Genomic DNA, 18,360 nt, shown 5'->3' on the forward strand with positions numbered 1-18,360 from the left:
GCCTTTGTTGACATAATACCCTAACGATAAACTATTGTATTGGGGTAAAGATAATGAGCAGTACAATGAACTTGATGTGGTTTCGCCAAGATTTGCGCACCTTTGACAATACCGCTTTTGCGGCTTGCTGTGAGCATGCACAGCAAAACCATGCTGGCGTCATCGCCGTGGTTTATTTGACACCCAAGCAATGGCAATCTCACCGCAAATCGCTGTGGCAAATTGACTTGATACTGCGGCAAATCCGCGCACTTGAGCAGAGTTTATCTCAGTTGAATATTGGTATCATCATCAGAGTGGTGGATGATTTTGCCTTGCAGGCGACGGATGTACTTGAGCTTTGCCAGCAGCTTTCTATAAGCCATTTATTTGCCAATCTGGAATACCCAGTTAATGAAGTTGCCCGCGACCAGTATATCGCCCAGCAGGCTCAGTCATTAGGCATAATTACCCAATGGTTTGATGATAGTCAAGTGGTTGCCCCTCAGCGTATCGTCACCGACAAAGGTATGCCGTACAAAGTCTTTACCCCTTTTTACAAGCGTTGGCTTGCGATGATTGAAACTGGCGGCTTAACCCTATCGCCCACCCCTGCTGCCATGGCTATAAATACCACACAACTTGCCAAAGACAGCCGCAATACCAATACCAACACTAATACCAATGACCATATAACGATTGGTGCATTTTATCGCGCTTATCTTACCCCCACCGCTGCGCTTGATAAACAGCTCACTCACGTGAGTGAGTTAGCACAATTGTTATACCCTACCGGTGAAGTGGCTGCCCAATCACGACTGGATGACTTTTTAAAAAAACATATCGCTGATTACAATACCGCCAGAGACGTGCCCGCTTTGAATAATCACTTGGGTGCGACCAGTCGTTTATCACCCTATTTGGCAATCGGTATGCTATCGCCCAGATTATGCTATCTCGAAGCCAGACAAAAGCTGAACAGTCAGCAAGGACTGGGAAGTGAGAAAGACATCATGCGCTGGATTAGCGAGCTGGCTTGGCGCGATTTTTATTATGACGTTATGGTTAACCGTCCCGATATCGTTAAAGGCAAGGCGTTTTTGACCCCACTCGATGAATCTGTGGCTTGGCGTTATGACCTAGCCGACTTTGAACGCTGGTATCAAGGTAAGACCGGCGTGCCGCTGGTGGATGCAGCGATGCGCTGTCTCAACAGCACAGGTTTTATGCACAATCGGCTGCGTATGGTGGTGGCGATGTATCTGAGCAAAAACCTATTAATCGATTGGCGTTGGGGTGAGGCGTATTTTATGCAGCATTTGGTAGATGGTGATTTTGCCAGTAATAATGGTGGATGGCAATGGTCAGCTTCCGTTGGTACCGATGCCCAGCCTTATTTTCGGGTGATGAATCCATTTAGTCAGGCGGCAACGCATGACCCTGACGCCAGCTATATCCAACACTGGGTGCCCGAGCTTGCAACAGTGCCAGCTAACATCATCAACGATGAGCAAAAACTGCAAACCTACCTAACACAAAATCCTCACATCGCCTATCCAAAGCTTGACACCCCAACAAAAATCTCACGGGCGATGGCGATTGAGGCATTTAAAAAAACCAGTTGAGTAAACGATAGCGTTAGTATTAATCAATTGCTCACATCAAGGTGTTAAAAGCACACTATTTAAACGCTTGCTAAAAACCGTGTTGTGTAATTACTGATATAAATTATGATAAATATACTACCCACTTAATCTAGGGTCATAAAAAAAACCACGTTAAAGTGTTAACGTGGTTTTTTTAGAACATTTATTACTAATCGGGTAACGCATAGGCAACCATGTAGTCACCCATCTTGGTGCCAAACGAGCCATGCCCACCTGCCATAATGACCACATACTGTTTGCCATTAATCTCATAGGTCATTGGCGTGGCTTGTCCACCAGCCGGCAAACGTGCTTCCCAGAGTTTATCGCCGTTGCTGACATTAAAGGCACGGATATAATTATCTTGGGTCGCCGCGACAAACATCACATTTCCCGCTGTCGAAATCGAACCACCCAGTCCGGGTACACCGATTTTTAATGGCGGTAACTGCATCAGTTTTGGCAAGCTATCACGGATAGTACCGATACGTTTTTTCCACACGATTTGATGCGTGGTCAAGTCCACCCCTGCCACATAGCCCCAGCCAGGTTGTTTACAAGGTAATCCGACAGGTGATAAGAAAGGTTTGATTTCAACACCATAAGGCGCACCATACATAGGCTGGACGCCTTGCTCAGTGCCTGCGCCTTTTTCTTTTTGTGGACGGTTAGGATCTTGTGGAATCAAAGTACTGACGAAAGGTAACGCTAAAGGATTCATCACCGCGACTTGGCGATCAGGATTGACTGAAATACCGCCCCATTCAAATACCCCTAAGTTGCCTGGGAAAACCAAAGTACCGTTTTCTGATGGTGGCGTATAGATACCCTCATAATTGAGTGATTTAAAATACGCACGGCAATATAGTTGGTCAAACATGGTCGCGCCCCACATATCTTTATCCTGCAGCGGATTCGGTGGCGCAAGGTTTAACTCAGAAAATGGCTGAGTGGCAGCGTATTTTTCACCTTTGGTTTGGTTACCGCGTTTGACCGTTTGCGGCACGGCGCGTTCTGTCACCGGTACCACAGGTTTACCAGTACGCCGGTCAAGGACAAACACATTGCCCGTTTTGGTGGTGACATAGACCACAGGCGTTGTTTTACCCGTTTGGTCGGTCAATTCTGCAATGGTTGGCTGCGAGGGTACGTCCATATCCCACAAGTCATGATGCGTAGTCTGGAAACTCCACAGCACTTTACCTGTGGTGCCATTGAGCGCAACAACCGAATTGGCAAAACGCTCTTGTAGTCGGTCACGATTACCACCCCAAATATCTGGCGTACCAACACCGACAGGCACATATACGACATCGGCTTGGCTATCATATGCAAGCGGCGCCCATGCATTTGGCGAGTTGTGTACAAATTTTTGCCCAGGTGCTGGGATGGCGTTGGGGTCTTCTGCGCCTGTGTCAAACACCCACATTAATTTACCGGTATTAACATCATAGCCACGGATAACGCCCGAAGGCTCTTTAGTAGAGAGGTTGTCAGTCACAGACCCACCGATAACAATCGTCGTCCCTGTCACTACAGGTGGTGACGTTGGGTTATAGCCACCGGGATAGGGGTATGGCATATCTTGTTGCAGATTGACTTCACCATTGGTACCAAAATCGCTACAACGTTGACCCGTATCGGCATTGACGGCGACTAAGCGACCATCATTGACCGGCAAAATAATTTTGCGCGGGCAAAGCGCCGATTTAGTTTGGCGCGCTTGTAAACTGGCAGCATTTTTACTGACATTGGCGTCATCGTGATACGATACCCCACGGCAGGTCAAATGTTGGAAGGTTTTATCTGATTTAAGTTTCGGATCAAACCGCCATTTTTGTTTACCTGTGGCAGGGTCAAGCGCAATCAAAAACTGATGCGCGGTACAAAAATATAAGGTATTGTTGACTTTAAGCGGGGTGACTTGGTTGGTGGTTTCCCCAGAATCATTGGCGGTTTTAAAGTCGCCAGTACGAAACGTCCACGCTTCTTTAAGATTTTTGACATTGCTATCATTGATTTGGGTCAAAGGCGAATAGCGTGTACCTTCAGGCGTACGTCCATAATCGGTCCAATCGCCAGGAGCAATGCCTGCCAATGGTTTTGGCGTAGGCTGCGCACGGGTGATGGTTCCGTTGATTTCTTGGGGGTCATGAAAAGCGGCATAACCCATCAACGCAAAAATTGATAGAATGACTAAGCCTAAGCCATGTCGAACCGGGGTGAGCCAAGTATGATCAAATAACGTTGGTTTAGGCGTTGATGATGGATCTGCAGGGTTAATTGACTGATGAGATTTAACATAGCGGGTGATATGTGGCAACCATAACCAGATCCCCATAAAGGTTAAAATATCAAGTCTAGGTGCGAGTGCCCAAAAATCGCTGCCCACTTCCCATAGCGACCATACCGCTGTCACAACCAATAAGGCAGCAAACAGCCAGAGCGCCAATGCAGCGCGTTTTTTAAGTAATACCGCCGTAGCTAATATCCAAATACCGGCTACCAAGTAGTACCACGAGCCGCCCAAACTAATGAGATAAATCCCGCCAAACAATAATACAAAGCCTATGATGGCAAAAATCGCCATCGTGATATAGGGTGGTTTTACCGCATTGATTGCTGACGAGGGTATATTTTGATGATTGCTTATTGTCATATCACCCTCCTTATTTTCCCGTGATTATAGAGCGGGCTATTCACCCTTTAATGCTACAGACTTGTAGCTTAATGTTGGTAATTGGTAAGTTAACCTTTCTGATGGCGAATTACTTGTTTTATACGTACAAAATTTATTACTTTGTTGCATAAATTATTTTTTAACTATCAACTTTTATTGAATGTGCAAAACTTCTAACAAAATTAATCTTCTTCAACCTCAAAAAATACACAGCATCACTAGCTTCGCTGAATCTATGTTAGGAAATTTTGACATCGCTAATACCAAATCTCAGTGCTGCCAATAAAAAACTGTTAGACACTCTCTAGCCATTTTTTATTCAAGGAAAAACCTAAAATGAATAAAATTCATCATTTTTAAATTTTAATTCGTTTTTATTCATCTGCATTTTAGCGTATAACTGTCTTTGTACTTTTAGCAGTGACGATTTTTAGTAATCGTAGGGTGCTAAAAGAAAATTTTTTGCGTGACTGTTACGGAGATTATAGACATGACTTTACCGATTGATTGTCATATCAAAACCATTGCATTTGATGAAAACTACCAACCTGCCAAAGATACTAGGCTGACTACCAACTTTGCCAATCTGGCACGGGGGGAACACCGCGAGCAAAACTTACGCAATACCCTGCAAATGATTAACCGTCGATTTAATGACTTGGCACATTGGGACAATGTGACGGGCGACCGCTATCAGGTCGAGCTTGAGATTGTCTCTGCCAATCTTGAGATAGCGGGTACGAAAGACAGCTTTCCGGCTATTGAGATTTTAAAAACCGTTATCTTTGACACCCAGACCCAGCAGCGAATCGATGGCATTGTGGGGAACAGTTTTTCTTCCTATGTGCGCGATTATGACTTTAGTGTATGGCTATTGGCGCATAACAAAAACCAGCCATCGTTTAGCGTGCCCGAGCGGTTTGGGGATTTGCATGGTAAGTTGTTTGAGTATGTGCTGAACTCGCCTGCCTATCGTGAGCAATTTAACAAACCCCCGGTGATCTGTCTCAGTGTGTCGACCACCAAGACTTATACCCAAACCGCCAATTGTCATCCGATTTTGGGCACTGAATATGTACAAGACGCATATTCGCTGACAGATGAGTACTTTAGCAAAATGGGGTTATCGGTGCGTTATTTTATGCCGCCAAAATCAGTGGCACCTTTTGCATTTTATTTTAAAGGTGATTTGCTCAACGACTACACCAACCTTGAGCTTATCAGCGCGATTAGCACGATGGAAACGTTCCAAAAAATTTATCGTCCTGAGATTTATAACGCCAATAGCGTGGCAGGTCAAAGCTATCAGCCCAGTTTAAATCATGAGGATTATTCACTGACCAAAATCGAGTATGACCGTGAAGAACGTAGCCAGCTAGCGATTCAACAAGGTCAATACACAGAAACCCACTTTATCAAACCCTATCAAACTTTGTTACAAGAATGGTTAAATTCCCAAGTCGCTTAACCCAAGTAGCTTAACCCAAGTAGCTTAGTAAGTCGCTTAAGCAGTTTTGCTAACACCAAACAATTAAAGAGAAAACAATGACGACACTTTTTCCAACATCAACGGCAGGTAGCCTGCCTAAACCAAGCTGGCTTGCTGAACCTGAACAACTTTGGTCACCTTGGAAGCTGACAGACAGCGCGCTTGTCCAAGGCAAACAAGATGCGTTATTGGTATCATTGCAGCAGCAACTAGCGGCAGGCGTTGATATTGTGAGTGATGGCGAACAAACCCGCCAACATTTTGTCACCACCTTTATTGAGCATCTAGATGGGGTTGATTTTGCCAATCGCGCTACGGTAAAAATTCGCAATCGCTATGAAGCGAGTGTGCCGACTGTGGTGGGTACGGTGTCGCGCCCGCAATCGGTATTTGCTGAGGACGCCAAGTTTTTACGTCAGCACACAGACAAACCTATCAAATGGGCGCTACCTGGACCCATGACCATGATTGATACCTTAAGTGACCAATACTACGGCAGCCGCGAAAAGCTGGCTTGGGAATTTGCCACCCTACTCAACCAAGAAGCCAAAGAACTCGAGGCGGCAGGGGTTGATATTATTCAATTTGATGAGCCTGCCTTTAATGTATTTTTTGATGAAGTTAATGATTGGGGCATTGCGGCACTTGAACGTGCTATCGAAGGGTTGAAATGTGACACCGCCGTCCATATCTGTTATGGTTATGGTATCAAAGCCAATACCGATTGGAAACAAACCTTGGGCAGTGAATGGCGACAATATGAAGCCATCTTCCCCAAACTACAGCAATCGGCGATTGATATGGTGTCGCTAGAATGTCACAATTCGCGCGTACCGATGGAACTTATCGAATTGATTCGTGGCAAAAAAGTGATGGTGGGCGCGATTGATGTGGCGACGCATCAGATAGAAACGCCTGAGCAAGTGGCAGCAACGCTACATAAAGCCTTGCAGTTTGTGGATGCTGAAAATTTGTACCCTTGTACCAATTGCGGGATGGCGCCGCTCCCCCGTCATGTGGCACAAGGCAAGTTGTCTGCCTTAGCACAAGGCGCCAAGCTCATCCGAAATGACTATTTAGCCACGCATCAATTGGACGACCTCATAATTTAAAAAGTACTTTGGAAAAAATAATGGTTGACGTTACTGATTTTAGAAATGCCATGTCGATGTTATCGGCTGCGGTCAATGTGGTCACTACCGATGGTCCTGCGGGTCGTCATGGCTTTACTGCATCGGCGGTGTGCAGTGTAACCGATACCCCACCGACCTTGCTCGTATGCATGAATACCGCCTCACGCTCGTATGAATATTTCGTGCAAAACAAGGTATTGGCGGTGAATGTGCTTGCCGATCATCATGCACCATTATCTGCGGTTTTTGCATCAAAACTCGAAGCGCAAGCGCGCTTTGAGCATGGCACATGGCATACCTTGATGACCCAATCACCGATTTTGGACAATGCCTTGGCGAGCTTTGATTGCCAAATCGAGCAAATCCAGGAAGTCGGCACACACGGGATTTTTATTTGTCGTATCGAAGCCATACAACAAGGCAAAGACCAGACAGGCTTGGTGTATTTTAATCGTGAATACCATGCCGTCAATAAAATTAAAGTCGAAACGCCCAACCAACCATAATGCCAAGCACAGAGTCAGATTTTGTACAATCCAAGCGAATTAATGCTAAAGTAGTCACTCTTATCAATAGTTACAGAATTTAGGATGGGTAATGGCGATTATTAAGTCTTTGTTGGACACGGATTTATACAAATTTACCATGCTACATATGGGGCAAACACCGCTCAACATCGTCCTAAAACTGGTTGAATGTAACGGGCAATCATGGCAATGTATGCCATGAACTTGGACGATTGAATTATTATTGCACATCAATACACCAATACTTGGTAGTCACATAATCTTCAATGCCATACTTTGAGCCTTCACGCCCAAAGCCTGATTGTTTGACACCGCCAAATGGTGCAACTTCGGTTGATAACAGCCCGGTGTTTTGGGCGACCATACCATATTCGAGTCCTTCACACACTTTCCACGAGCGAGCTAGACTTTGGGTATAAAAATACGCCGCTAATCCATAAATCGTGTTGTTGGCATGGGCAATCACCTCATCATCGCTATCAAACACAAACACGGGCGCAACAGGACCAAAAATCTCTTGGCTGGCGATATCCATGTCATCGGTAATACCCGTGATAACAGTTGGCTCAAAACTTAACGCTGATGCTGCATGTCTTTTACCCCCAGTTACAATTGTCGCGCCTTTGTTGACCGCATCTGCAAGTAACTGCTCGACTTTATCCATTGCACCTTGGTTGATGAGCGGACCGATATTTACGCCCTCTGTCATACCGTTACCGACTTTTAGTGCTTCGACTTTTTGTTTGAAGATGGCTAAAAATTTATCCTTGATGCTTGCTTGCACATACACGCGATTGGCACACACGCAGGTTTGCCCCGCATTACGGTATTTGGAAGCGATAAGACCGGTTGCTGCTTTTTCTAAATCCGCATCATCAAAGATGATAAAGGGTGCATTACCGCCAAGCTCCATTGAGAGTTTTTTGACCGTGGACGCACATTGTGACATCAGCACGCGACCAACTTCGGTAGAGCCAGTGAATGACAATTTATGGATACGTTCATCTTGGGTGAGCACTTCACCAATCACTGAGGATTTACCGGTAACGATTTGTAGCAAGCCTGCAGGTAAGCCTGCACGTATGGCAAGTTCGCCCAGTGCTAATGCGGTCAAGGGGGTTTCTGTGGCAGGTTTGACGATTATGCTACAGCCAGCAGCTAAGGCAGGGGCAACTTTGCGGGTAATCATGGCGGCGGGGAAATTCCACGGGGTAATCGCTGCGCAGACACCGATGGGTTGCTTTAACACCACGTAGCGTAGGTCTTTGTTGGTGCTAGGGATGATGTCGCCATAGATGCGTTTGCCTTCTTCGGCAAACCAGCGGATAAAGCTATTGGCATAGCCGATTTCACCGCGCGATTCGGTGATTGGCTTGCCTTGCTCAGCGGTCATGATGGTCGCCAAATCTTCTTTATTTTGGTCGATTAAATCCGCCCATTTGTTTAAAATAGCTGCGCGCTCGTTGGCGGTTTTTTGTGCCCAGTCTATTTGCGCTTTGTGGGCAATGGCGACGGCGTCGACGACTTGGGATTTTTCTAGGCTGGGTATGGTGGCAATCACTTGGTTGTCAAATGGATTGGTGACATCAATGGTAGTACGATCCGTTGCATCTAACCATTGGTTGTCAATGAGGGATTGGGTTTTGAGTAAGGTTGGGTCTTTAAGTGGTAGCATCAGGATTTCCTGTTCGTTATGTTGTTATGAGGATATTGTAAACTTTTTTATGATAAGCAGGTCAATGCCGTTTATTATAAGCTGATAACAGCTACCTGCAATAGCGTCATTATGTTGCAGCAGCTGTCTAGGTGGTAAAAATTGCAGCAAAGATTAGAGAGTAAATGGCATAAATAATTGCATAAAAATACAAACCGAGTCGGTTACGTCAACTCGGTTTTGATTCTTTCATCGCATTTGAGGCTACTGGCTCAGCAGCGGTATGCATTTGACTGCATGAGTCTGTGAAAATTGCCGCTGCTTTAAAATTTTTATTGAAAATCTTTCTCACTGCGCTGTTGGCAAATGCCGCTGCATAAAATCATTGACCTTGTTAAAGGTGGGATAAAAAGACTGTAACGGTGCTGCCAAACCAATGACGACGCCTACATGAGTGGCAGGGACTTGCACCCGTTCCACGTTGCCGCCTGCTTGGGTCAGCGCTTTTTGTAGGCTATCAGCATTTTGTGGGTAGACAATCATATCTTTACTACCTGTGACCAACAAATGCGGGGGTACATCTTGGCGGATATGATACACAGGCATCACTTGCTGGCGGGTGCTATCAGCTGGAAAGGCAACTTTGGTAGTACCGCTACGAAAATCGTAATCATACGGCCCTGCTAGTCCAATCACGCCTAATATTGCCTTGTTGGGAATGCCGGTGGTTTTCCAAAAACGGCTATCATCCACCGCAGATACCACATTAAACGCCCCTGCAGAATGCCCCATGACAAACAGCTGATTAGGATTGCCGCCATATTGGGCGATATTGCGATACACCCAACCCATGGCGCTGGCTGTATCGAGCACATAATCTGGGAATACGTTTGCAGGGGCTAAGCGATAATCCACCACCACTGTGGTGTAGCCCGACTTGGCAAACTGCTTACCGACAAAGCCATAGGTTTGGCGTTTGCCATGTTGCCAGCTGCCCCCGTATACAAATATCAACACAGGGTGACGCTGACCGTCTGCCGGGGTATAAATATCGAGTTGTTGGCGGGTATCTGTGCCATAGGCAATATTTTTGATGGTTTTAATACCATTTGACACAGTGCTAGTGCTATCAGCTTTTGCGGCGATTGGTGCGTTTTTTGTCGCCATGGCCTGACAGCCTGTCAAACTTAACCCCACAAGGGCTATAACCGCAGCAGTTCCAAGTTTGTATTTATTCAAGCGGACGGTGGCGGATGACGGGTGTTTTGTAGCGTGGGTCGATGAATTTGACATAGGTTTCTCTTTGTTAAGGGTTTCTCTTTTTTAAGGTTTTTGCTTTTTTAAATAAGTAAGTTTTCAAGTTAGGACGTTAAATTTGAAATGATTAAATATTTATGTAAGAAAATGGCTTTTTGTTAAGTATAATCGCTTATAAGCGTTAATCAAATGCCTGCTGTAGTGAATTGGTAAAAGCGGTAACCTTATGTTGGATATCGTTATGTGTGATGCTATTTATTATTTAACCTACACCAGTAAAATCACCTTACTAGGCGCGATTAATCCGTTTACTTTCAAAACTATCGAGGGGATTTCTAGGCAAAACAATCATACCCAACACATCACGGGATTTTTGCTATTCAAAAATGGGCATTTTTTTCAATATTTGGAAGGGGATAAGGCATTGGTCACTCATCTGTACCAAAATTTACTTAAAGATTATCGCCATAAAAATTTAAAAATAATTACCGAGGGTCATCGGGAGCAGCCGCGGTTCAAAAAATGGGATATGTACTGTATTGACATTGATAAGGATGTGAATAATTTATCCATTAGCCGACTATTTCAAGCGTTTACCCCCACCGATTGGCAGTCATCGGAAGTAAATGAGCTAATCACAGATATGCAAACACAGCATCATAAAAATAATTAAATTTTTTACCCTAAAAAAATTTATAAACTTTAATTTATTTTTGTATGAATTAAGGGTTATACTTTAGTTTAGATAGATGATGCTAAATTAATCATAACATTAAAAAATTATTATGCTACACTCAAAGTAACATATAAAGAGTATGGCTGAGGAGTTCTACGATGATGTCTCCCCCTACTTACTACCTGACTTATACCAGTTCACTTACTTGGTCAGCCGCTTTAAAGCCCAGCACATTTACCCAAATTTATCAAAGTGCCAAAGATAACAATCAAAAAACAGGCATCATGGGTTTTATCCTATTTAAAGATGGTCGCTTTCTGCATTTTATGGAAGGTAGTGAAATGTATATAGCGAATTTGTACCTCGCTATCACCCATGATAAACGCCACCATAAAATTCATCTTATCCATCAAGGTACCACCCCTGCTAAACGCTTTAAGCAATGCGATATGCTATGTGTGACACCCGGCATATCCCATACAACCCCAATGATTAGCGAGCTGTTAGCAAAGTTTGAAACCTACCAATGGCAGACCGAACAGGTCGAGCAATTACTCAATGACATGGTCGCATTCTATGAGCGCGATGATGCTGATATTGCGCCCTACCAAGTCAAAGCAGGAAGCTATATCGGCGCCATCATCAAACACCATGTCAAAAAACACCTTTTTTTTCACGCTTACTGTCATCACGGTTCCATGGTTGGTGATATTTATGTTGTTAATTGAGCTGTAGATTTTTGCCAATCTAATAGTAAAAAAAGCTAACCATCAGACGTTGCTCAAGGTAACGATGCGCTTTTTAAACTCAATTGTTTCGACGTCTTTATTGGGTATTTGGTAGTCTTCACTGTAGGCTCATACCCTATCGCGTTAATCAATGTTTGCTATTAATAGTTGCTTTTTAAGAACAATAAACTGATGAAAAACATACCTAATATCAGCAGTTGAATGATTAAATATTTTTTATTCTGCTCCATAAAGCGGCGATAAATCACCGAGAAAAAACTCCCTGTTTGGGGAGTCATGCCAAGCAAATGGTTTTTTGCCATTAGTGACATCACCTCATGTACATGAGCTTGGCTCCAATGATAAATATCAAAGTCGTACACCATATCTGGAAGATTAAGCAGTTCGAGGGTTTGGGTTTTTTCGTCCATGTTATAACAATTCATCAGCCATTGCTGATAATAGCGTTTTTCTAGCTGTCCCTGGTCTAACACCACTATATCTTTATGTCGTCGGTCTTGCTTTATCGTGTTAAATAATTGTTCACATACCGCTTTTTGACCTTCAATATACTGCAAAAATTTGCCATCCTTAAACAATAAAAACCCCGTAATATGATGGTTTTGATTGTTGGACTGGGCTTGCTCGCGAATATCAGTGAATAAATTGTGGTCAAAAATTTGGGTCAAATTTATTTTACTGGCGTAAACATAATACTGAATTTGATGATTCATGACATTTTCCGAAAATTTGTGAGGGAAGCCAGTTGCAATAAATTTTCATCGGTTAAAAAAAACTTAATCTTATGACACCTAGAATTGGTCTCATAAAATTAAGCTACAATACAGTATCAAGCGCAGTGCTAAACTCTCTAAAATGGACCTGGAAATAAAATGAACTGGGAACTTGCCATTCAGCATCTTTAGGTCTGCATAAAAATTGTACTATGATACTGTCAATCCGTAGTATTTTATATAAATGGCATTCTACATAAATTTTTCAACCAAAGATACGTCAAACTTGGCTTTGGTAATCTTGTTTGCCTGCGCCAAGGCAATATCTGCATCAGTAGGTCCCGCCCATTGACACGCTTGCTGATAAAATATCGATAAGATAGTTCTAAACCCTGCTGTATCCGCATCGGTCAAGGACATTGTCAACGCACTTTGTTTGTCCCCACCAAAAAACTGATCAAAAAAGTGAATCATGGTTAAGGTTAAAGCCTGATTGGTTTCTGCCTTGCGAGCTAATAGCCCAAAACCACGAGATTTTGATGAATTATGATGCTGATGAATCGTCTGCCTGACACTGTCTAAAATTTGGCTGCCCAATAATGGTGAAAATTGCGCCGTAAAACTATCAATCAGTAACTCAAAGGCGGCTATTTGGTTAGATGTTTGGCTAGATATTGGGTCAGATATTGCGTCAGGTTTTTGGTTAGAGATAGCTACTTGACTGGGTGATGGGTGAATTACTAGCCTATTTTGCCCCAAATTAGGGATATCATGGGTTATCGGTTGGGGGTTGGCTGCACCCATTTGGTAATCACTCAGCGCTTTCATCAAACTTCGACGGATATTTGAGCGATATTCTTTGGTTTCGTTGTCTTGCGTAATTTCATGGACAAAACGCTGGATTTGGTAGGGCGTAATATCGGCATAATTTTTATGAAAGATGTCCATGGCTTTACGGATATCAGCATCTTTTAAAAACGGTGTTAACGCAGATTTAATAGTAGCTTCTTTGTTCATGACGGTGCCAAATATTTAAAGTTAATAAAATTACAATGGACGCAAATGACTGTGGTGGGTCGGGTACCTGTGACGACAGAGCAGACAGGTACCGCAAAAATTTAAAACTAGTGCCGCTCAGTTAGCGTTTGCTGACTAAATAAGCTATCTTGGAATTCAGGGTAAGCCCCTTCGGCATGTTCGGTAAAGTCGAGCCCGCGTTGCTCATGCTGTGCAAGTACGCGAAGACCGATTGTTTTTTCTATCACAAAATACACCACCATACCCAGTCCAAACGACCAAACAAACATTGCCGCGATGCCCATCAGCTGTACAATGATACGATGGGTGCTCAATAAATCACCTTCATAAAACAGCCCTGCTGCCAGCGTACCCCACACACCGCCGCCCACATGCACGGCAACGGCATACACCGCATCATCCATTTGAACATTGTCCAATAACCGCTTCACCGCCAAATACGCCAAACATGCACCAACACCGGTAACAATCGCATACACAGGCGACATGGTCGCACAGCCTGCGGTAATGGCGACCAATCCTGCAAGGCTGATATTGACCGTATCACTCAATAAAATCGCCTTACGCATCACCCCTGAAATCAGCAAATAAGCCGTCACCGCACTCACCCCTGCTAGATGGGTATTTAGCATGATTTTGCCCAAGTTGCCTGAGCTGGTCAGTGTAGAACCTGCGTTAAATCCAAACCACGCCAACCATAGGATAAAGCCGCCCAATGTGACCAGCGTGAGATTATGACCGGCAATCAAACGCGGCGTGCCATCAGGGGCAAAGCGACCAATACGCGGTCCAAGGACGATAATACCCGCGAGCGCTAACCACCCACCGACAGAGTGCACCACCGCAGAGCCGGCAAAATCAATAAATCCAAGCTCGGTGAGCCAGCCTTGACCGCCATAATAGCCACCCCATGCCCAACTTGCTACGACGGGATAAATCAATCCGCAAGTCATCAACGTACCAATTAGATACCCTGAAAATTTAATGCGCTCCGCCATCGCACCACTGGCAATGGTGGCGGCGGTGGAGGCAAACATCATCTGAAAAAACAAATGTGCCCATTGCATATTGCTAAGCTGCTCTGGTAAAAACTCGCTTTGACCCACGTAACCTGTGGGGTTGTTGCCTGCCATCAAACCGTAGCCCAAGATATAAAAAATTAACCCGCCAATCGCCATGTCGGTGTAGTTTTTCATCAACACATTCACGGTATTTTTACTACGCACTGAGCCTGCTTCAATGAGCGCAAAGCCCGCCTGCATAAAGAACACCAGCAAACCACCAATAACTACCCACATCACATTTTGGTAGTCATATAGCTGCTCATTGGTGGGCGTCGCAGCGTACACCGAGGAATGTTGATAAAAAACCATCACGGATAATAGCCATTTATAGGCTTTATTAAACCGTTTACTGGTATGCCGTTGAACCGTATTGTTTAATTTTCTCATGAAGCTTTTGCCCTTATGCTCTTATGCCCTCGATAAAAAACTATCGCTCAAGTATTAATCAGTTTTGCCAAGACAAGGAATGCAAATTGTGTACCAAATAAGAAAATGATTAAAAAATAGCGGGTTTTGACAACGCATAAAAAAGCGCTTTAAGCCGTGATGACTTAAAGCGCTAATAGTTGAGGTTAATGGCTATAAGGACTCGTTATCTGAAGTCTTACCTGTTTTATGGATATCTTCAGTGGGATTGCCTTCTGTCACCGTACCATCATTGGTGGGATTATCGTCCTTAGCTTTTGGATTAAAGGCTTTATTACGCGCATCGGCATTTTCAAGCCACAGCGCGTTTAAAATCGCCAATAATACCGCAAACCCCAATCCTAATATCCACGCAAAATACCACATTGTGTTCTCCTATTGAGTTGCCTTGATTTGGGTCAGTAAAGTGAATGCTCTTGCTCTCGAACATAAGCCTTGGTCACTTTACCGCGCATCACGTTATATGCCCAGCTGGTGTAGCCTACAATCATCGGTAATAACACCACCACGACAAACAACATAATCATCAAGGTAAGATGACTCGATACACTGTCCCAAACCGTCAAGCTTGAACGTGGATCGCTAGAGGATGGCATGACAAACGGAAACAGCGCCACCCCTGCCGTCATAATTACACTAAGCACAGCAATACTGGAGGCAATAAATGCGGTCAAGGTTTTACGCGCTTTTAGCAATATTGCCGTGACAAGCGGCATGATGACACCAAGTGCAGGAAATGCCCATGCCAGTGGATACTGATGATAATTTGCCATCCATGCGCCCGCTTGACGCGTCACCTCTTTATTGAGCACATTTGGTAAGGCTTGGGGGTCAATGGGGCTGGTGATATGATAGCCGTCAATCGATTGTATCCATACCCCTGCCAGCACAAACAACACTGCCATTACCATACTACTGATAGCAGCGTAGTTAAGAGTACGATTTTGTACCTCATCGAGGGTGCGATGCGCTAAATATGCTCCCCCTTGCATAATCAACATAGACGCACTAATCAAGCCACACAGTAGGGCAAATGGATTAAGTAATGCCCAAAATGAGCCTGTGTAAGTCGATACCAAATGGTTGTTAAAACTAAAAGGCACGCCTAAAAACAAATTACCAAATGCCACGCCAAACACCACAGCCGGGATAAATGAACCCACAAACAACCCCCAGTCCCACGCTTTGCGCCAGGTTGGATTGTGTATCATACTGCGATATTTAAACCCCACCGGGCGGAAAAATAACGCCCACAATACTGCCATCAACGCCCAATAAAAACCGCTAAAGGCAGTGGCATACACCATCGGCCATGCCGCAAAAATCGCGCCACCTGCCGTGATAAACCATACTTGGTTACCCTCCCAGTGCGGACCAATGGTATTGATAATCACCCGGCGCTCTTCATCATCTTTGCCGACAAAAGGCAGTAACGAACACACGCCCATATCATGCCCATCCATGATAGCAAACCCAATGAGCAGCGCACCGACCAATAACCACCAAATAATTTTGAGTGTTTCATAATCAAACAACATGATTCACCTCGGCTGTATCATGGGGCAAATTTAATGAAGGACTCACGTGCACCTTGTGAGTATCTTCGCCGTAGTATTTGCCTGTACCTAGACTCGCAGGTCCTTTACGGGCATATTTCACCATCAAGTACATTTCAATCATCAGCAGCACCGTATAAAAACCAACAAATCCCGCCAGCGAGGCATACACATTCGCCACGCTAATGTTGGAGGTTGAAAAATAGGTTGGCAACATGCCATAAATCGTCCAAGGTTGACGCCCATACTCGGCAACAAACCAACCAAATTCCGCAGCAAGCCAAGGCGCAGGCAGCATCAATAATGCCCAACGTAACAGCCAAGGTTTTTGGATAAAGTTGCCTTTGACACTTGACCAAAGACTAATCGTAAACAATGCCAACAATAAAAAGCCCAAACCTACCATGGCACGAAATGACCAAAACATCGGGATAATAGGTGGAATAGTGGCATCGGTGGCCTGTTTAATCATTGCCGGCGTGGCTTTGCTGACATCTGGCGAATAGCGTTTGAGCAATAACCCAAAGCCCAAGTCTTTTTTTACCTTTTCAAACTCCGCCACTGTCACAGGATTTGGGGTTGAACCTGGAGGCGCACTGCGTAATTGATCCAGTAGCACCACCGCTTTTTGACCATTGATGATACGTTTTTCATTGATAATTTTGATGTCATGGATGCCCAAAATCGGGGTATCTAGCGAGCGCGTCCCAATTAAGCCCATCACATACGGAATTTGCACTGCCCAGTTGTTTTTTTGCTCGGCTTGGTTGATATCGGCAATCAAATTAAAACTGGCAGGCGCAGGCTCGGTTTCCCACATCGCCTCTATCGCTGCCATTTTGGTTTGCTGTGCCAAGCCGATGGAATATCCCGACTCATCACCCAGCACGATGGTGCTACAAATCGACGCAAAACCAAATGCCGCCGCGACTTGAAAGCTGCGTTTGGCAAATTCGACATCGCGTTTTTTGAGCAAATACCACGCTGAGATGGCAAGCACAAAGGTCGCTCCCACCGTATAGCCGGCAGAGACGGTATGTACGAATTTGTTCTGCGCCTCAGGGTTAAATAATACTGCCGCAAAATCGGTCATTTCCATGCGCATAGTCTGGTAACTAAACTCTGCGCCAACTGGATTTTGCATCCACCCATTGGCAATCAAAATCCACAACGCGGATAGATTGGTACCCAGTGCCATCAACATAGTCACCAGTAAATGCTGTCCGCGCGACAGTCTATCCCAACCAAAGAAAAACAGTCCGACCATGGTCGATTCTAAAAAAAATGCCATCAAGCCTTCAATGGCAAGCGGCGCACCAAAAACATCACCGACATATTGTGAGTAGTACGCCCAGTTGGTACCAAACTGGAATTCCATGGTGATGCCGGTGGTGACACCCAAGGCAAAGTTGATGCCAAACAGTTTACCCCAAAAACGCGTCATGTCTTTCCACACTTCTTTGCCTGTCATCACGTACATGGATTCCATGATGACCAGCAGCCACACCATGCCCAGTGTGAGGGGTACAAATAAAAAATGATATAACGCCGTGACTGCAAATTGCAGACGGGAGATATCGACGAGATGTTCTGTTATCATGTTGACTCCTTGGTTTGACAACCAATTCAGATGTCAATTACCCTCATGCGTGGTTTAAAAAAGGGTAATTTTTTATTTACAAACATTATATAAATCACCTGAATTCGACATAAGAAAGGATAAAAAAAAGAAGCCCAACATGCTAAAGTAAGTTCACCACAAACACCTTTAAC

16 protein-coding genes are annotated in these 18,360 nt (G+C 44.5%); 7 read left to right on the plus strand and 9 right to left on the minus strand.

All coding sequences use genetic code 11. The annotated features are described in order from the left end of the window. Nucleotides 1–53 precede the first annotated feature (53 nt). Nucleotides 54–1,604, plus strand: a complete 1,551-nt coding sequence (locus tag ACH0AB_RS07635; RefSeq protein ID WP_406877796.1) for a cryptochrome/photolyase family protein — start codon at nt 54–56, stop codon at nt 1,602–1,604. A 190-nt stretch (nt 1,605–1,794) separates the two neighbouring features. Here the strand turns inward: ACH0AB_RS07635 and ACH0AB_RS07640 are convergent, their stop codons facing one another. Then, entirely contained in the window at nt 1,795–4,284 is a 2,490-nt protein-coding gene (locus ACH0AB_RS07640) for a glucose/quinate/shikimate family membrane-bound PQQ-dependent dehydrogenase (RefSeq protein WP_406877797.1), read from the minus strand. Nucleotides 4,285–4,795: 511 nt separating this feature from the next. Here ACH0AB_RS07640 and ACH0AB_RS07645 point away from each other — a divergent pair. The 4 genes from ACH0AB_RS07645 to ACH0AB_RS07660 all read left to right on the plus strand — a co-directional run bounded on the left by ACH0AB_RS07645 (nt 4,796) and on the right by ACH0AB_RS07660 (nt 7,656). After that, nucleotides 4,796–5,773, plus strand: coding sequence for a DUF1852 domain-containing protein (locus ACH0AB_RS07645; RefSeq protein ID WP_406877798.1), 978 nt, complete (start codon nt 4,796–4,798; stop codon nt 5,771–5,773). A gap of 77 nt (nt 5,774–5,850) precedes the next feature. After that, a complete protein-coding gene (locus ACH0AB_RS07650) occupies nt 5,851–6,906 on the plus strand; it encodes a methionine synthase (RefSeq protein ID WP_406877799.1) in 1,056 nt (351 codons plus the stop codon). 20 nt (nt 6,907–6,926) lie between these two features. Further along, the gene (locus ACH0AB_RS07655) at nt 6,927–7,433 is read left to right on the plus strand and encodes a flavin reductase (protein ID WP_007116291.1); all 507 of its coding nucleotides are present in this window, start codon (nt 6,927–6,929) and stop codon (nt 7,431–7,433) included. Between the two features lie 91 nt (nt 7,434–7,524). Continuing rightward, on the plus strand, nt 7,525–7,656 hold the full coding sequence (locus ACH0AB_RS07660) for a hypothetical protein (RefSeq protein ID WP_278932185.1): 132 nt from the start codon (nt 7,525–7,527) through the stop codon (nt 7,654–7,656). A gap of 18 nt (nt 7,657–7,674) precedes the next feature. On the opposite strand, the gene ACH0AB_RS07665 is transcribed toward ACH0AB_RS07660, so the two are convergent. Together ACH0AB_RS07665 and ACH0AB_RS07670 are read right to left on the minus strand one after the other, a co-directional pair. Further along, nucleotides 7,675–9,129, minus strand: coding sequence for an NAD-dependent succinate-semialdehyde dehydrogenase (locus ACH0AB_RS07665; protein WP_406877800.1), 1,455 nt, complete (start codon nt 9,127–9,129; stop codon nt 7,675–7,677). Between the two features lie 327 nt (nt 9,130–9,456). Further along, nucleotides 9,457–10,401 carry an alpha/beta hydrolase gene (locus ACH0AB_RS07670; RefSeq protein ID WP_406877801.1) on the minus strand — a complete coding sequence of 315 codons (945 nt, stop codon included), beginning with the start codon at nt 10,399–10,401 and terminating at the stop codon, nt 9,457–9,459. A 205-nt stretch (nt 10,402–10,606) separates the two neighbouring features. Between ACH0AB_RS07670 and ACH0AB_RS07675 the strand changes: the two genes are divergently transcribed. Continuing rightward, nucleotides 10,607–11,038, plus strand: coding sequence for a BLUF domain-containing protein (locus tag ACH0AB_RS07675; RefSeq protein WP_406877802.1), 432 nt, complete (start codon nt 10,607–10,609; stop codon nt 11,036–11,038). Nucleotides 11,039–11,199: 161 nt separating this feature from the next. Then, nucleotides 11,200–11,769 carry a BLUF domain-containing protein gene (locus ACH0AB_RS07680; protein ID WP_406877803.1) on the plus strand — a complete coding sequence of 190 codons (570 nt, stop codon included), beginning with the start codon at nt 11,200–11,202 and terminating at the stop codon, nt 11,767–11,769. A 161-nt stretch (nt 11,770–11,930) separates the two neighbouring features. Here the strand turns inward: ACH0AB_RS07680 and ACH0AB_RS07685 are convergent, their stop codons facing one another. The 6 genes from ACH0AB_RS07685 to ACH0AB_RS07710 form a co-directional block, all read right to left on the minus strand. Next, nucleotides 11,931–12,503, minus strand: a complete 573-nt coding sequence (locus ACH0AB_RS07685) for a BLUF domain-containing protein (protein ID WP_406877804.1) — start codon at nt 12,501–12,503, stop codon at nt 11,931–11,933. Nucleotides 12,504–12,755: 252 nt separating this feature from the next. Further along, nucleotides 12,756–13,520 (minus strand): hypothetical protein, encoded by a 765-nt coding sequence (locus ACH0AB_RS07690; RefSeq protein ID WP_406877805.1) that lies wholly within the window; start codon nt 13,518–13,520, stop codon nt 12,756–12,758. Nucleotides 13,521–13,627: 107 nt separating this feature from the next. Continuing rightward, on the minus strand, nt 13,628–14,914 hold the full coding sequence (locus ACH0AB_RS07695; protein ID WP_406877808.1) for an ammonium transporter: 1,287 nt from the start codon (nt 14,912–14,914) through the stop codon (nt 13,628–13,630). Nucleotides 14,915–15,184: 270 nt separating this feature from the next. Continuing rightward, nucleotides 15,185–15,397 carry a cytochrome bd-I oxidase subunit CydX gene (gene cydX, locus ACH0AB_RS07700; RefSeq protein ID WP_007116301.1) on the minus strand — a complete coding sequence of 71 codons (213 nt, stop codon included), beginning with the start codon at nt 15,395–15,397 and terminating at the stop codon, nt 15,185–15,187. 32 nt (nt 15,398–15,429) lie between these two features. Next, on the minus strand, nt 15,430–16,566 hold the full coding sequence (cydB, locus tag ACH0AB_RS07705) for a cytochrome d ubiquinol oxidase subunit II (RefSeq protein WP_406877809.1): 1,137 nt from the start codon (nt 16,564–16,566) through the stop codon (nt 15,430–15,432). Then, nucleotides 16,559–18,187, minus strand: a complete 1,629-nt coding sequence (locus ACH0AB_RS07710; protein WP_312539874.1) for a cytochrome ubiquinol oxidase subunit I — start codon at nt 18,185–18,187, stop codon at nt 16,559–16,561. The genes cydB and ACH0AB_RS07710 overlap by 8 nt, the downstream gene beginning before the upstream one ends. Nucleotides 18,188–18,360 lie beyond the last annotated feature (173 nt).

Origin of the sequence: Moraxella sp. 179-F 1C4 NHS (genome assembly GCF_045370505.1) — a bacterium.
Taxonomy (GTDB): domain Bacteria; phylum Pseudomonadota; class Gammaproteobacteria; order Pseudomonadales; family Moraxellaceae; genus Faucicola; species Faucicola tetraodonis.

Coding starts and splice junctions, on each gene's coding strand:
- cydX (WP_007116301.1), bottom strand. CDS start 15,397: ATGTGGTATTTTGCGTGGATATTAGGATTGGGGTTTGCGGTATTATTG.
- ACH0AB_RS07635 (WP_406877796.1), top strand. CDS start 54: ATGAGCAGTACAATGAACTTGATGTGGTTTCGCCAAGATTTGCGCACC.
- ACH0AB_RS07680 (WP_406877803.1), top strand. CDS start 11,200: ATGATGTCTCCCCCTACTTACTACCTGACTTATACCAGTTCACTTACT.
- ACH0AB_RS07675 (WP_406877802.1), top strand. CDS start 10,607: ATGTGTGATGCTATTTATTATTTAACCTACACCAGTAAAATCACCTTA.
- ACH0AB_RS07695 (WP_406877808.1), bottom strand. CDS start 14,914: ATGGTTTTTTATCAACATTCCTCGGTGTACGCTGCGACGCCCACCAAT.
- ACH0AB_RS07670 (WP_406877801.1), bottom strand. CDS start 10,401: ATGTCAAATTCATCGACCCACGCTACAAAACACCCGTCATCCGCCACC.
- ACH0AB_RS07655 (WP_007116291.1), top strand. CDS start 6,927: ATGGTTGACGTTACTGATTTTAGAAATGCCATGTCGATGTTATCGGCT.
- ACH0AB_RS07710 (WP_312539874.1), bottom strand. CDS start 18,187: ATGATAACAGAACATCTCGTCGATATCTCCCGTCTGCAATTTGCAGTC.
- ACH0AB_RS07650 (WP_406877799.1), top strand. CDS start 5,851: ATGACGACACTTTTTCCAACATCAACGGCAGGTAGCCTGCCTAAACCA.
- ACH0AB_RS07640 (WP_406877797.1), bottom strand. CDS start 4,284: ATGACAATAAGCAATCATCAAAATATACCCTCGTCAGCAATCAATGCG.
- ACH0AB_RS07660 (WP_278932185.1), top strand. CDS start 7,525: ATGGCGATTATTAAGTCTTTGTTGGACACGGATTTATACAAATTTACC.
- ACH0AB_RS07685 (WP_406877804.1), bottom strand. CDS start 12,503: ATGAATCATCAAATTCAGTATTATGTTTACGCCAGTAAAATAAATTTG.
- ACH0AB_RS07665 (WP_406877800.1), bottom strand. CDS start 9,129: ATGCTACCACTTAAAGACCCAACCTTACTCAAAACCCAATCCCTCATT.
- ACH0AB_RS07645 (WP_406877798.1), top strand. CDS start 4,796: ATGACTTTACCGATTGATTGTCATATCAAAACCATTGCATTTGATGAA.
- ACH0AB_RS07690 (WP_406877805.1), bottom strand. CDS start 13,520: ATGAACAAAGAAGCTACTATTAAATCTGCGTTAACACCGTTTTTAAAA.